Source organism: Novosphingobium sp. BL-S-20 (genome assembly GCF_055521635.1).
In genome coordinates, this window is the sequence record NZ_CM145494.1 from 2,575,843 (window position 1) to 2,588,648 (window position 12,806).

General features: G+C 67.3%; 12 protein-coding genes. 5 read left to right on the forward strand and 7 right to left on the reverse strand.

Annotated elements, in window-relative coordinates:
- Positions 1 to 64: 64 nt before the first annotated feature.
- The 7 genes from ACZ1II_RS19705 to ACZ1II_RS19735 form a co-directional block, all read right to left on the reverse strand.
- Positions 65 to 592: a DUF4269 domain-containing protein gene (locus ACZ1II_RS19705; RefSeq protein ID WP_465147346.1), complete on the reverse strand. Its 528-nt coding sequence runs from the start codon at positions 590 to 592 to the stop codon at positions 65 to 67.
- Positions 589 to 1,605: an adenosine deaminase gene (locus tag ACZ1II_RS19710; protein ID WP_465145275.1), complete on the reverse strand. Its 1,017-nt coding sequence runs from the start codon at positions 1,603 to 1,605 to the stop codon at positions 589 to 591. Before ACZ1II_RS19710 ends, ACZ1II_RS19705 begins: the two co-directional genes overlap by 4 nt.
- The gene (gene guaD, locus ACZ1II_RS19715) at positions 1,602 to 2,888 is read right to left on the reverse strand and encodes a guanine deaminase (RefSeq protein WP_465145276.1); all 1,287 of its coding nucleotides are present in this window, start codon (positions 2,886 to 2,888) and stop codon (positions 1,602 to 1,604) included. The genes ACZ1II_RS19710 and guaD overlap by 4 nt, the downstream gene beginning before the upstream one ends.
- Before the next feature lie 13 nt (positions 2,889 to 2,901).
- Positions 2,902 to 4,260 carry an NCS2 family permease gene (locus ACZ1II_RS19720; protein WP_465145277.1) on the reverse strand — a complete coding sequence of 453 codons (1,359 nt, stop codon included), beginning with the start codon at positions 4,258 to 4,260 and terminating at the stop codon, positions 2,902 to 2,904.
- Positions 4,261 to 4,358: 98 nt separating this feature from the next.
- Complete coding sequence (locus tag ACZ1II_RS19725; RefSeq protein WP_465145278.1) at positions 4,359 to 5,630, reverse strand: spinster family MFS transporter; 1,272 nt, start codon at positions 5,628 to 5,630, stop codon at positions 4,359 to 4,361.
- A gap of 28 nt (positions 5,631 to 5,658) precedes the next feature.
- Positions 5,659 to 6,540, reverse strand: coding sequence for an alpha/beta fold hydrolase (locus ACZ1II_RS19730; RefSeq protein ID WP_465145279.1), 882 nt, complete (start codon positions 6,538 to 6,540; stop codon positions 5,659 to 5,661).
- A 78-nt stretch (positions 6,541 to 6,618) separates the two neighbouring features.
- Positions 6,619 to 8,967, reverse strand: a complete 2,349-nt coding sequence (locus ACZ1II_RS19735; protein ID WP_465147347.1) for a TonB-dependent receptor — start codon at positions 8,965 to 8,967, stop codon at positions 6,619 to 6,621.
- Between the two features lie 152 nt (positions 8,968 to 9,119).
- Between ACZ1II_RS19735 and ACZ1II_RS19740 the strand changes: the two genes are divergently transcribed.
- The 5 genes from ACZ1II_RS19740 (at position 9,120) to ACZ1II_RS19760 (ending at position 12,785) form a co-directional block, all read left to right on the forward strand.
- Positions 9,120 to 9,776, forward strand: a complete 657-nt coding sequence (locus tag ACZ1II_RS19740; protein WP_465145280.1) for a TetR/AcrR family transcriptional regulator — start codon at positions 9,120 to 9,122, stop codon at positions 9,774 to 9,776.
- A gap of 283 nt (positions 9,777 to 10,059) precedes the next feature.
- A complete protein-coding gene (locus ACZ1II_RS19745; RefSeq protein WP_465145281.1) occupies positions 10,060 to 10,689 on the forward strand; it encodes a L,D-transpeptidase family protein in 630 nt (209 codons plus the stop codon).
- Between the two features lie 23 nt (positions 10,690 to 10,712).
- Positions 10,713 to 11,153 (forward strand): group II truncated hemoglobin, encoded by a 441-nt coding sequence (locus ACZ1II_RS19750; protein WP_465145282.1) that lies wholly within the window; start codon positions 10,713 to 10,715, stop codon positions 11,151 to 11,153.
- A gap of 89 nt (positions 11,154 to 11,242) precedes the next feature.
- The gene (gene ligK, locus ACZ1II_RS19755; RefSeq protein WP_465145283.1) at positions 11,243 to 11,917 is read left to right on the forward strand and encodes a 4-carboxy-4-hydroxy-2-oxoadipate aldolase/oxaloacetate decarboxylase; all 675 of its coding nucleotides are present in this window, start codon (positions 11,243 to 11,245) and stop codon (positions 11,915 to 11,917) included.
- The gene (locus tag ACZ1II_RS19760; protein WP_465145284.1) at positions 11,910 to 12,785 is read left to right on the forward strand and encodes an amidohydrolase family protein; all 876 of its coding nucleotides are present in this window, start codon (positions 11,910 to 11,912) and stop codon (positions 12,783 to 12,785) included. Before ligK ends, ACZ1II_RS19760 begins: the two co-directional genes overlap by 8 nt.
- Positions 12,786 to 12,806 lie beyond the last annotated feature (21 nt).

Below are 12,806 nucleotides of genomic sequence, written 5' to 3' on the forward strand. Positions count from 1 at the left end.
GCGCCGCAAGGAGTGCGCGACAGCCAGGTAGCGCGCAAGGTCGACATTCCGAGGGTCTGGGGGATCATCCCCCAGGACTTCCTCTTCTCTTCAAAATCTCCCCCAACTGGGCATCTTCTTTCCCCGCCAAGGCCAGCATCGCCTGATAGGGATCCCCCTCCAACCCGAGTACCTCTGCGAAAGCAGGCTCGGTCTTAGCCCCTGCCCGCCGCGCCGTCATGACCGCCTCGCGCAGGCCCTCACCGCCCAGCCGCAACAGGCGCGCTTCCACGGCGAAGTGTCTCCAGCCGCACTGCTCCTCCACCGGCAGTGCCTGTCCGAAAACTTCGAACGGCACGCCCGCCACCGAGAACGCCGCGACCACCGGGCGATCTGCTTTCTGCCACTGCCACATCGCGAAATGTTCGAAGTCGCGGCAGGTCTCCCACAGGGCCTCGGCGAAAACCTCAGCGTCGGGAGCGTGGCAGAGCACGTCGATATCGCTTCCGGGCACGGCGAGGCCGAGCGGGAAAGTTCCCGCTATATGCGGATCGAAGCGGGCGAGCCGCGTCAGGACGCCGCTCGCCGCGAGGGCCGCCTGCCAGTCGGTCAGCGGTGGGCCTCAAGGTAGGCGTCGAGGCGACCGAGGTGCTCCGCCACCGCTTCGGCGGGCAGGAACGAGCCCGTAAAGCTGTTGCGTGCGAGGGTGGCGAGGGCATCGCGGTCCAGCCCGCGCGCGGCGGCGATGGCGCGGTAGTTGTCGGCCACGTAGCCGCCGAAGTAGGCGGGGTCGTCGGAATTGACGGTGGCTTTCAGGCCTTGGGCGAGCATCGCGTCGATCGGGTGGTCGGCGAGGTCGTCCACGACGCAGAGCTTGTGGTTGGAGAGCGGGCAGACGGTGAGGGTCATTTCCTCGCGCACCAGCCGTTCGATCAGGGCCGGGTCTTCGAGGGCGCGGTTGCCGTGGTCGATGCGGTGGACGCCGAGGAGGTCGAGGGCCTGGTGGACATATTCGGGCGGGCCTTCCTCGCCGGCGTGGGCGGTGATGCGCAGGCCCTTTTCGCGCGCGGCGGCGAAGACGCGGGCGAACTTTTCGGGCGGGTGGCCCAGTTCGGAGGAGTCCAGCCCCACGGCCTCGATGCGGTCGAGCCAGGGTTCGGCTTCGGCCAGGGTGGCGAAGGCTGCTTCCTCGGAGAGGTGGCGCAGGAAGGAGAGGATGAGGCTGCTCGACATGCCGTGTGCCGCGCGGGCGGCGGCCATGGCGGAGAGCAGGCCCTCGATCACTTCGGAGAACGGCACGCCGCGATCGGTATGGGTCTGGGGATCGAACATGAGTTCGGCGTGGACCACGCCGTCCGCTGCGGCGCGCGCGAAATAGGCCATGGCGAGGTCGTGGAAGTCCTGCCGGGTCAGCAGCACGTTGGCGCCCGCGTAGTAGATGTCGAGGAAGTCCTGGAGATTGGAGAACTGGTAGGCCGCGCGCACGTCTTCCACGGTGGCGAAGGGGATCGAGACGCCGTTGCGCCTCGCCAGCGCGAACATGAGTTCGGGTTCGAGGCTGCCTTCGATGTGGAGGTGAAGCTCGGCCTTGGGCAGGCCGGCGATGAAGGTGTCGAGGTCGGTCATGGCTTGTTCCTGTTCCAGGCGCTTTTGCCCAGCAGATAAGTGCGCGCTACCGCGCGGTCGTCGCCCAGCACCTGCAACGCGAAGAGGCGCTGCGCAAGGTCGGTGTCGCGGGTGCGGCGCGCTAGGAGCGGCGTGGCGGCGGTGTCGAGTACCACGAAATCGGCCTCCTGCCCCGGTTCGAGGCGGCCTACCCGGTCGCCGATGTGGAGGAGGTCAGCGCTGCCTGCGGTCGCCAGCCAGAGCGCGCGGAAGGGATCGAGCGCCAGTTCCTTCAGCTGCGCGGCCTGGTAGGCGAGGCCCTGGGTGTGCAGCAGCGAGAACGTCGTCCCCGCCCCGACATCGGTGCCGAGGCCGAGGCGCAGGCCGTGGCGCTGCGCCTGCGCGAAATCGAAGCAGCCGGAGCCGAGGAAGAAGTTGGAACTCGGGCAGACCGCGATCCCCGCGCCGGTCTGGTGCAGGCGCTGGCAGGTGCGGTCCGGCAGATGGATGCCGTGCGCAAAGACCGAGCGGGGAGTGACGAGGCCGAAGCGGTCGTAGACGTCGAGATAGTCCGCCGCCTCGGGGAAGCGCTCCGCCACGGCGACGCATTCGCGGCGGTTTTCGGCGAGGTGGGTGTGCATCAGCACGTCCGGATGCTCGGCCAGCAGCGCTCCGGCGTCCGACAACTGCGCGTCCGACGAGGCGAGCGCGAAACGCGGCGTCACCGCATAGCCGAGCCTGCCGCGACCGCGCCAGCGGCGGATCAGCGCCTCGCTTGCGGCGCGGCCCGAGGCCGGGGTGTCGTTCAGGCCTTCCGGGCCGAGGTCCATCAGCACTTTTCCGGAGATCACGCGCATGTCCCGCGAGAGCGCCGCCTCGAACAGGGCGTCCACCGATTGTTCGTGGACGGTCGGGAAGACGAGCGCGCTGGTGGTGCCGTTCCGCAGCAGTTCGTCGAGGAAGAAGGCCGCCACCGTATCGGCGTGGGCCTTGTCTGCGAAGGCTTTCTCGGCGGGGAAGATGTGCCGCTCCAGCCAGTCGAGCAACTGTTCACCGTGGGCGGCGATGCGGTCGGTCTGGGGGTAGTGGACATGGGCATCGACGAAGCCGGGCACGACGAGGCCGGGCAGCACTTCCACCCGCACCTGCGGAAATCGACCGGCAAGTTCGGCATAAGTCCCGCGCGCGACGATCAGGCCGTCCTCGACGACGAGCAGCCCGTCCGGCTCGTGGCGCACGGCATCGGGATCGTCGGTGGGATCGCGGGAAACGGAGAGCAGTTCGGCGCGAAAGGCGTGGATCATGCAGTCTTGTTCCTCAACCGCCCGACAGCCAGACGAAGCGCGCGACGAAGATCAGCGCGAGCACCAGCAGGAACCAGTCCTTCCGCTCGATCGTGCCGCGCACCAGCTTGAGCAGGGCATGGGCGGTGATTCCGAAAGCGAGGCCGTTGGCGATCGAGAAGGTGAAGGGAATCATCGCCACCGTCAGGAAGGCGGGGATCGCCGCCAGCGGGTCCTCCCACTGCACTTCGGTCAGCGGCAGCAGCATCAGGCCGCCGACGACGATCAGCGCCGGGGCCGTCGCCGCCAGCGGAATGATCTGGGCATAGGGCGCGACGAACAGGGTGGCGAGGAACAGCAGGCCGGTCACCACCGCGGTCAGGCCGGTGCGCCCGCCCGCCTGCACGCCCGCCGCGCTCTCCACATAGCTCGTCACCGTGCTGGTGCCCGCCATCGAGCCGACGATGGTGGCGGCGGCGTCGGTCACGAGAATGCGGTTGAGGCGCGGGATTTTCCCTTCGCGGTCGATCAGCCCGGCCCGCTTGGTGACGGCGACGAGCGTGCCGATATTGTCGAACAGGTCGACGAACAGGAACACGAAGAGAATCTCGAACAGGCCGAGGCCGTGACTTCCCGAAAGCCCGAACACGCCTGCGAGGTCCAGCTTGAAGGCGGTGCCGGTCAGGGCGTCCAGCGAATAGGGCTCGGGATGGACGGTGACGAGGCCGCAGAGCCAGCCCAGCGCGGTCGTGGCGAGGATGCCGATCAGCATCGCCCCGCGCACGTTCCACACGGAAAGCGCGCCGATCAGCACCAGCCCGAACAGCGCCAGCGCGGCGCCGGGGGCCTTCAAGTTGCCCAGCGCGACGAACGTGGCGGGATCGGCCACGACGATGCCCGCGCTCTTGAGGCCCACGAAGCCGATGAACAGGCCGATCCCGCCTGCCACCGCCGCGAAGAGATATTGCGGGATCGAGTTGACGATCAACTGGCGCACGCCGGTAACGGTCAGCGCCAGGAAGGCCACGCCGGAGAGGAACACGCAGCCCAGCGCTACCGGCCAGGGCACGCCCATCTGCTGGACGACGGTGAAGCTGAAATAGGCGTTCAGTCCCATGCCCGGCGCCAGTGCGAGCGGCGTATTGGCGACGAGGCCCATGAGGATCGAGGCAAAGGCCGCCGCGAAGCAGGTCGCCGCCGCCACCGAGGCCACCGGCATCCCCGCCGCGCCAAGGATCGCCGGGTTCACCAGCACGATATAGGCCATCGTCAGGAAGGTCGTCGCGCCTGCGAGGACCTCGGTGCGGGCATCGGTGCCGCGCGCGCTCAGGGCAAAGCGGCGTTCCAGCAGGCCCGTCCGGGGCGTATCGGCGGCCGGACTCTCAGTGTGCATCGGCCGTCCGACCCTTTCGTTCCCGCCCGGCACCACTTGGGCAATCCGGCGCATCGGCCATCATGCCCAAGCGGTGTCGGGCGGGCAAGTCGCTGATTTCAGGTCTCGCTCACCCACTCGCGGCGCAGGGCGGGACCGGCAAGGCTCATCAGCAGCGCGGCCAGCAGATAGAGCGCCAGTCCGATCAGCATCGAGTAGCGCAGCGATTCCGCGCCGTAGACCGGGGCCAGTGCCTTCGACAGGGCGCCGAGCGCATAGATGCCGCCGCCGAGGCCGATCAGGTTGTTGATGAGCAGGAACAGCGCCGAGGCCGTCGCCCGCGCGGGCGGCTCGACGAGGTGCTGGACCGCGCTCGTCACCGGCCCCAGCCAGACATAGGCGAGCGCCTGCGGCACCAGGAACAGCAGGAAGGCGAGCGGCACGCTGGAAGTCCAGATTCCGCCCGCGAAGAGCGGCACGGCGACGACATAGGCAATCGCCGGAACCCGGCCGTACCAGGCGCGGTCGGCCTTGCCGAGGCGGTCGGCCAGCAATCCGCCCATGAGCACGCCCACGGTCCCGCCGATCAGCAGCACCGCGCCGATGAACCACGACGTCTGAACCAGATCGAGCCTGAAACTGCGCTGAAGCAGGCTCGGCAGCCAGAACGCGAGGCCATAGCCCAGCATCGAACTGGAGGCGGCGCCGAAGCTCAGCAGCCAGAACGCGCGCTTGCGGGCGAGCAGCGCCGCAACTTCGCCGAAGCGGATCGTGGGCGCGCTCGTCACCGGGCCGTTCCCTGCCACTTTGGGCTTGTCCTTCACCACCAGCTTGAAGAGCGGCGCGATCAGCAGTCCGGCGAGGCCCACGGCGACGAAGGCCGCGCGCCAGTCCACCCGCGCCGCGACATAGCCGCCCGCCAGTACCCCCGCTGCCGAGCCGAGCGGAATGCCCAGCGAGTAGACCGAAAGCGCGAAAGCCCGCCGCTCGCTGGGGAAATGGTCGCCGATCACCGCATAGGACGGGGCGACGCCGCCCGCCTCCCCCACCCCGACGCCGAGCCGGGCGAGGAAGATGTGCCAGAACCCACTGGCCGCGCCGCAGAGCGCGGTGAACAGGCTCCAGACCACCAGCGAGCCGGTGATGACCCAGGAGCGGCTGGTGCGGTCCGCCAGCCAGGCCAGCGGCACGCCGAGCGTCGAATAGAGCATCGCGAAGGCAAGACCGCCCAGCATGCCCATCTGCGCATCGTCGAGGCTCAGTTCCTGCTGGATCGGCGCGGCCAGGATCGCGAGAATCTGGCGGTCCACGAAGTTGAAGATATAGACCAGCAGCAGCATCGCCAGCACCAGCCGGGGCGATCTCGATCCGGCCACTTTTTCGTCACGCATTCCATTCGCCCCGTTTCGTCGCCCCGGATCAGGTCCGGGATAGCGGCATATGCTCTTTCAGGAAGGCGGAAATCGCCGCCACGGCGGGCAATTCGTCGAGGATCGGCGCATGGCCCACGCGGGGAATCTCCACCGCCGAGAAGAACCCGGCATGGCGAGCGGCCATCTCCCGCACCGTCGCGGCGGAGAGGAGATCGGACAGCGCCCCGCGCACGACCAGCACCGGCGCCGCGTCCAGGAGGTCCCACAAGGGCCAGAGATCGAGCGGCACCGTCTGCGGCGCATCGCCGGAAATGCTCTTCGCGATGGCCGGATCGTAGGCGAAGGACAGGGTCCCATCCGCATTCTCCCGGCAGGTGCGCCGCGCGAAGGCCAGCCAGTCCGCCTCTCCGAAATCCGGAAAGGCCGCCGCGTTGACCGCCCGGCACCGCGCCGCCGCCTCCCGCCACGAAGCCATGACCGCGCCCGGCCCGACATAGCCCTGGATGCGCGCCAGACCGGCGGGATCGAGCACCGGGCCGATGTCGTTGAACACGAAGCCGCTGGCGAGGTCCGGCCTCAGCGCGTTCATGACCATGGCCATCAGCCCGCCCATCGAGGTGCCGATCAGGCAGGCCCGCGCGACGCCGAGGCCGTCCAGCAGTGCCAGCATGTCCTGCGCATAGACGTCCGGCCGGTACTGCGCCGGGTCCGGGTCCCATTCCGACAGCCCCCGCCCGCGCTGGTCCGGTACGATGAGCCGGTAGCGCCCTGAGAGATGCGCCGCGAGCGGCTCGAAATCGGCGGAATTGCGGGTGAGGCCGTGCATCATCAGCAGGACCGGCGCCCCGGCCTCTCCCGCTGGATAGTCACGCGCGGCGAGATCGAGCCTCCCGCAGGCGCTGCGGTAGCGATGGAGGCGATATTCCATGGCGAGCATTGTCCTTTCGGCCCGCAAGAGACCGGATGACGGGCCTCACCTTCCCCGGATGAGGCCCGTCCGGCGTGATCAGAATTCCAGCGTCCCGGTGACGAAAACCTGGCGCGGATTGCCGTAGAACGCGGTCAGCGTGCCCTCGCGGCCGAGCGTCGGGATCAGCCCGCCGCTGCCGTTGCGCAGGATCGTTCCGGTCACCGGATCGGCACTGATGAAAGTATAGCCCGAGGTCTTGTATTCCTTGTCGAGAATGTTCTTGCCGTGGACGCCTAGGCTCCAGCGCCCGCCCGGCGCGGTGTAGACAAGGCTGGCATCGAGCAGGGCATAGCCCTTCTGGTCGATATAGGGGTTCGGGACTTCGAACTGGTAGGTCTTGCCGCGGTAGGAGACCGTGGTGTTGAACGAGACGTCACCCTCGCCCACCGGCGCGGTATAGGCCAGCGTCGCGCTGCCGTTCCACTTGGGGGTGTTCTGGACCTTGCGGAAATCGGCCACGTCCACCGGGCCGACGCCCGGCACCTGGGTGATGTATTCCTTGTACCGCGCATTGATGTAGCCGAGCGAGCCGGACAGGTTCAGGCGGTCTCCCGAAGCCGCAAGGTTCTGCGCGAGGCGGGCATTGGCCTCGAACTCGATACCGTCGATCTTCACTTTGCCGGCATTGGTGATGACGCCGCAGAACGTCGGCAGCCCGTTCACCGTGCAGCCCGCCGAGCCGGGAATCTGCACGTCCTTGTAGTCCATGTGGAACGCGGCCAGCGCCACGTAGAGACCGCCGCCGAACAGGTTGCCCTTGTAGCCGACCTCGTAGCTGTCCACCGATTCCGGCGTGAAGCTCAGATAGTCGCTGACCTCGGCATCGGTCGGGCGGCCCGGCACCGCGGCGGGCGCGTTCACGCCGACGCCGCGCGGATCGAAGCCGCCGCCCTTGAAGCCCTGCGAATAGCTGGCGTAGAGATTGTGGTCCGGCGTCGGCTTGAAGCTGAGCGAGGCGCGCGGGGTGAACTTCTTGAACACCGCCTTGCCGGAAAAGTCGGTGCTCGGCGCGCCGAGCGGCACGCCGAGGCCGCCAAACACCGGCGATCCGCCGCCCAGGTAGTTCTGACGCAGGATCTGCGCCTTGCGCTCGTCCCAGGTATAACGCCCGCCGACCGCGAGGCTGAGCTGATCGGTGAAGTCGAAAGTGAAGTCGCCGAAGACGGCCCAGGTGCTGGTGTCGACATCGGCCTGGGTAAAGGCGGTCAGGCCGTTGACGGCGGTGAAGATGCGCACGTCGAAGGCGGTATCCGCCTTGGCGCCGAGGTAATAGGCACCGATCATGCCCTGGAGCCAGCTGCCGTTGTCGTAGAGCAGCTGGAATTCCTGGCTGACCTGCTCGTTGTTGTAATAGGCCGGAACGTCGACATCGACGGCAGGCAGCGCGTCGAAGTCGATCGGCGAGGCGCTCTTGTCCTTGCGCCAGGCACTGATCGAGCGGAACGTCAGGGCGTCGCTGAGTTCGGCGCTGGCATTGATCGCAAAGCCATAGGCCTTCACGTCCTGCCGGGGATCGTCGAGGCCGCCCTGGCTGTCGAACACGTCATCCAGCACCGGCGTGCCCGAGAGCATGCCGGGGACCAGGCGATGGCCGCCGCGCGTGTTCGACTTGTCGCGGGTATAGTCGCCCGAGATGCGGATCAGCACCGGCTGACCCTTGCCGCCGATCTCCACGGTGCCGCGCCCGGCCCAGATATCCTTGTTGTAGTTGTCCTCGCCGGTCGTCAGGTTCTTGCCGAAGCCCCCGCGCGACAGGCGTGCCACCGAACCGCCGACGCGCACGATGTCGTTGATCGGGGTCGAGACGGTCAGCACCCCGTCGGCCTGGTCGTAAGTGCCGTAAGTACCGCGCAGCTTGAGCGAGAAGTGGTCGGGCAATTCGCGGGTCACGTACTTCACCGCGCCGCCGATGGTGTTGCGGCCATAGAGCGTGCCCTGCGGCCCGCGCAGAACTTCGATGCGCTCGACGTCGTAGATATCGAGCACGGCGGCCTGCGGGCGGTTGAGGTAGACGTCGTCGAGATAGATGCCCACGCCCTGCTCGAAGCCCGAGACCGGGTCCTGCTGGCCGATGCCGCGAATGAAGGCCGAGAGCGTGGAATTGGTCCCGCGCGAGACTTCCAGCGTCACGTTCGGGGTGGACTGGGCGATATCGGTGATGTCGAGCGCGCCGGACTTGGCGAGCTGCTCGCCGCTGAAGCTGGTGACGGCGATCGGCACCTCGACCAGGCGTTCCTCGCGGCGGCGGGCGGTGACGACGATTTCGCCGGTGCTCACGTCGCCCGTGGCGGCAGGCTGATCGGCCTCCTGCCCCAGAGCCGGTGCGGCAAAACCAAGGCTCATGGCCAGCGCAAGGCAGCTTACTCCCCTGCCGCCAACCCTCATGCTGCCGGTCCCCATGCCGCGAAAACGCACCTTCTGCATCCCTGTCACTCCCATCACACTCTTATGGTGTTGCCCCATGGATATCGAAACTTGAACCATGTTTCAACATAGAAGGTTTGCCATGGCCGCGATCTGGGTCTAGCTGTGCCTTCGTGACCACAGACAATGCGCCCCAGGATCGAAAAGACGCGCGGGAGCCGGCGATTTCGGCCAAGGTTCCGCGCACGGAACGCGGGCGGCGCACCTTGCGCAAGCTGCTGGACGCCGCCGCCATCGAATTCGGCGAGAACGGCTTTCACGAAGCCTCGATAACCGGGATCACCAAGCGTGCGGGAACGGCGCTCGGCAGTTTCTATACCTACTTCGATTCCAAGGACGAAATCTTCCGCGCGCTGGTGGACGACCTCAGCGGCAAAGTTCGCGAAGCCGCGCGCGAGGCGCTGCGCGAGCCGCTTCCCGCGCTCGAAACCGAGCAGGCCGCCCTCACCGCCTTCCTGCGCTTCGCCCGCGAGCACAAGGAAATCTACCGCATCATCGACGAGAGCGAATTCGTCGATCCCGCCGCCTTCCGCATCCACTACGAATCGACCGCCCGCCGCATCCGAGAACGGCTTGCGGAAGGCACCCGCAAGGGGGAACTGCGCGAGGGGTTGGGCGAGGCCCATGCCTGGGCGATCATGGGGATGAACGTGTTCCTCGGCCTGCGCTATGCGGTCTGGTCGAACGAAGGCACGCCGGAGGGGCTTGCCGAATTGGCGAACTCGATCCTGCGCGAAGGCATCGCCGCGCGGGTTGGGGATGAGGGGTGAAACCCCACGCCAGCAACGAACTATCCGTCGTCCCCGCGAAGGCGGGGACCCCGCTGCCTTTTTCCGGGCTCTCACCATGCCGCAAGATAAGCGGGGCCCCCGCCTTCGCGGGGATGACGAGGTGTTTTGACTGAACGAACAGGCGCACCCGCCCACTCTGCGTTAACTTTTGCCCTCCGCCAGTCCCCCCTCGGGACAGCGCTGGCGACGGACTGGCAATCCCATCGAGCTTGCGCGATGATGGGCGCGTGAAAGCCGCCGAACCGACAGGACATCTCTTTCCGTGACTCCCCGCCTCCTGCTCGCTTCCGGCGTACTGGCGATTGCCGTGATCGTCGGCGTCTTCGCGCTGTCCACCTCGAAGCCCGCCGCGCCCGTCCCGCACCGGACCGCCGCCGCAGCTCCCGTAAAGCCCGTCCCTAAGCCTTCTGCACCGCCCAAGGACGAACCTTTCGTCATCAAGCGCATCCTGCCGATCAAGGGCGCGATCAAGTACGGTGAATGGCACTGGGACGAGGCCAACGTCCCCGCCGGACCGATCGTGATGACCGTCGATCTCGACGCGCGGGTTATCTCGGTATTCAAGGGCGGCTACGAGATCGGGACGAGCGCGGTGCTGCTCGGCACCGGGGACACGCCCACTCCGCTCGGCGTCTTCCCGATCACCGAGAAGGACAAGGACCACGTCTCCAACATCTACACCGGCGCGCCGATGCCCTACATGCAGCGCCTGACCAACGACGGCATCACCCTCCACGGCTCTGACGTCGCCTTGGGCTACGCCAGCCACGGCTGCGTCGGCATGCCGGTGGACTTCGCCGCAAAACTGTTCGCCACGACGAAGATCGGCGACAAGGTCTATATCACGCGCGGCAAGCAGGTCGGCCTCGGCGACGATCTCGCAGGTGGCTGACAGGGCTTGAACCAGGAGCGGCAATGCCCGAAGACGCCGCCACGATGACCGAAACCAGCCTCTACGACCGCATCGGCGGCGCCGCGACGATCGATGCCCTCGTCGACAGCTTCTACGCCCGCATGGACCAGTTGGACGAAGCGCGCACGATCCGCGAAATGCACCCGCAGGACCTCGCGCCGCTGGGGCAAGTGCTCAAGGACTACCTCTCCGAATGGCTCGGCGGCCCGGCGCTGTTCTCGCCGGTGCGCGGCCATCCGCGCATGCGCCAGCGCCATATGCGGGTGCCGATCGACTCCGCCGCGCGCGACGCCTGGCTGCTCTGCATGCGCGGCGCCCTCGCCGAAACGGTGGCCGACGAAGCGGCGCGCACCGCCATCGACGAGTCGATGGCCCGGCTTGCCGACTGGATGCGCAATGTCCCCGACAAGACCCCCGCAGAAAACACGATTAGCCAGAACTAATACCCCATGAGGGCAATCGCCTTCGCCTTTCCTGCGGCTTCCGGCCTAGAATGACGGCCTGAAATTCCGATAATGCAGGAGAGCACGTGATGAGTGGTATCGTCGTCCAGAACATCGAGCGGGCCGACCCGGCGGTGATCGACGGCCTCGCCAAGTGCGGCGTCGCAACCGTCCATGAAGCCCAGGGCCGCACCGGCCTTCTCGCCAGCTACATGACCCCGATCTACCGCGGCGCCCGCATCGCCGGTTCGGCCGTGACCATCAGCGCGCCTCCGGGCGACAACTGGATGGTCCACGTCGCCATCGAACAGCTCAAGGAAGGCGACGTGCTCCTCCTGGCGCCGACCAGCCCCTGCGAGGACGGCTATTTCGGCGACCTGCTGGCCACCAGCGCCATCGCCCGCGGCTGCCGCGGCCTGATCATCGACGCCGGCGTGCGCGACGTGCGCGACCTCACCGAGATGGAATTCCCGGTCTGGTCCAAGGCGGTCTACGCGCAGGGCACCGTCAAGAACACGCTCGGCTCGGTCAACGTGCCGGTCGTCTGCGCCAATGCCGCCGTGAAACCCGGCGACGTGATCGTGGCCGACGATGACGGCGTGGTCGTGGTCCCCCGCGAAAAGGCCGCCGAAGTGCTCGCCGCCGCACAGGCCCGCGAAGCCAACGAAGGCGAAAAGCGCGAGAAGCTGGCCGCCGGCGTGCTCGGTCTCGACATGTACAAGATGCGTGAGCGCCTCGAAAAGGAAGGCCTCAAGTATGTCTGAGCGGATCACCTCGTGGCACGCGGCCCCGAGCAAGCCGCTCTACACGCCGCCCGCAGGCGCCGTTGACGCCCATTGCCACGTCTTCGGCCCGATGGCCCAGTTCCCGTTCAGCGCCAAGGCCAAGTACCTCCCCGAGGACGCCGGGCCGGACAAGCTCTTCGCCCTGCGCGATCACCTCGGCTTCGCCCGCAACGTCATCGTGCAGGCGAGCTGCCACGGCACCGACAATGCCGCGACGCTGGACGCCATCGCCAAGTCCGAAGGAAAAGCGCGCGGCGTGGCCGTGGTCGATCCGGCGATCTCGGACGCGGACCTCGCAGCTCTGCATGAAGGCGGCATTCGCGGCATCCGCTTCAACTTCCTGAAACGCCTCGTCGATGACGCGCCGAAGGACAAGTTCCTCGAAGTCGCTGCTCGCCTGCCCGAAGGCTGGCACGTCGTTATCTACTTCGAGGCCGACATCCTCGAGGAAATGCGTGCCTTCATCGCCGCGATCCCGGTGCCGGTCGTGATCGACCACATGGGCCGCCCCGACGTGACCCAGGGACCGGACGGCGCGGACATGACGGCGTTCCGCACCCTGCTCGATTCGCGCGAGGACATCTGGTTCAAGGCCACCTGCCCCGATCGCCTCGACCCGACGAATGACCCGTGGGACAAGTTCGCCGAAGCCGTCGCGCCGCTAGTGGCCGACTACCCGGACCGCGTGATCTGGGGCACCGACTGGCCGCACCCGAACATGCAGGACAACATCCCGGACGACGGCCACCTCGTCGACATGATCCCCCGCATCGCGCCTACGGAAGAGCTTCAGCAGAAGCTGCTCGTGACCAATCCGATGCAGTTGTACTGGCCGGAAGAGCTTTAAAAGTTAAGGGAAAAGCAGGGG

Bases quoted from the DNA above. Each gene is read 5' to 3' on its own strand.
- ACZ1II_RS19750 (WP_465145282.1), top strand. From the start codon at position 10,713: ATGCCCGAAGACGCCGCCACGATGACCGAAACCAGCCTCTACGACCGC.
- ACZ1II_RS19730 (WP_465145279.1), bottom strand. From the start codon at position 6,540: ATGGAATATCGCCTCCATCGCTACCGCAGCGCCTGCGGGAGGCTCGAT.
- guaD (WP_465145276.1), bottom strand. From the start codon at position 2,888: ATGATCCACGCCTTTCGCGCCGAACTGCTCTCCGTTTCCCGCGATCCC.
- ACZ1II_RS19725 (WP_465145278.1), bottom strand. From the start codon at position 5,630: ATGCGTGACGAAAAAGTGGCCGGATCGAGATCGCCCCGGCTGGTGCTG.
- ACZ1II_RS19720 (WP_465145277.1), bottom strand. From the start codon at position 4,260: ATGCACACTGAGAGTCCGGCCGCCGATACGCCCCGGACGGGCCTGCTG.
- ACZ1II_RS19710 (WP_465145275.1), bottom strand. From the start codon at position 1,605: ATGACCGACCTCGACACCTTCATCGCCGGCCTGCCCAAGGCCGAGCTT.
- ACZ1II_RS19735 (WP_465147347.1), bottom strand. From the start codon at position 8,967: ATGAGGGTTGGCGGCAGGGGAGTAAGCTGCCTTGCGCTGGCCATGAGC.
- ACZ1II_RS19760 (WP_465145284.1), top strand. From the start codon at position 11,910: ATGTCTGAGCGGATCACCTCGTGGCACGCGGCCCCGAGCAAGCCGCTC.
- ligK (WP_465145283.1), top strand. From the start codon at position 11,243: ATGAGTGGTATCGTCGTCCAGAACATCGAGCGGGCCGACCCGGCGGTG.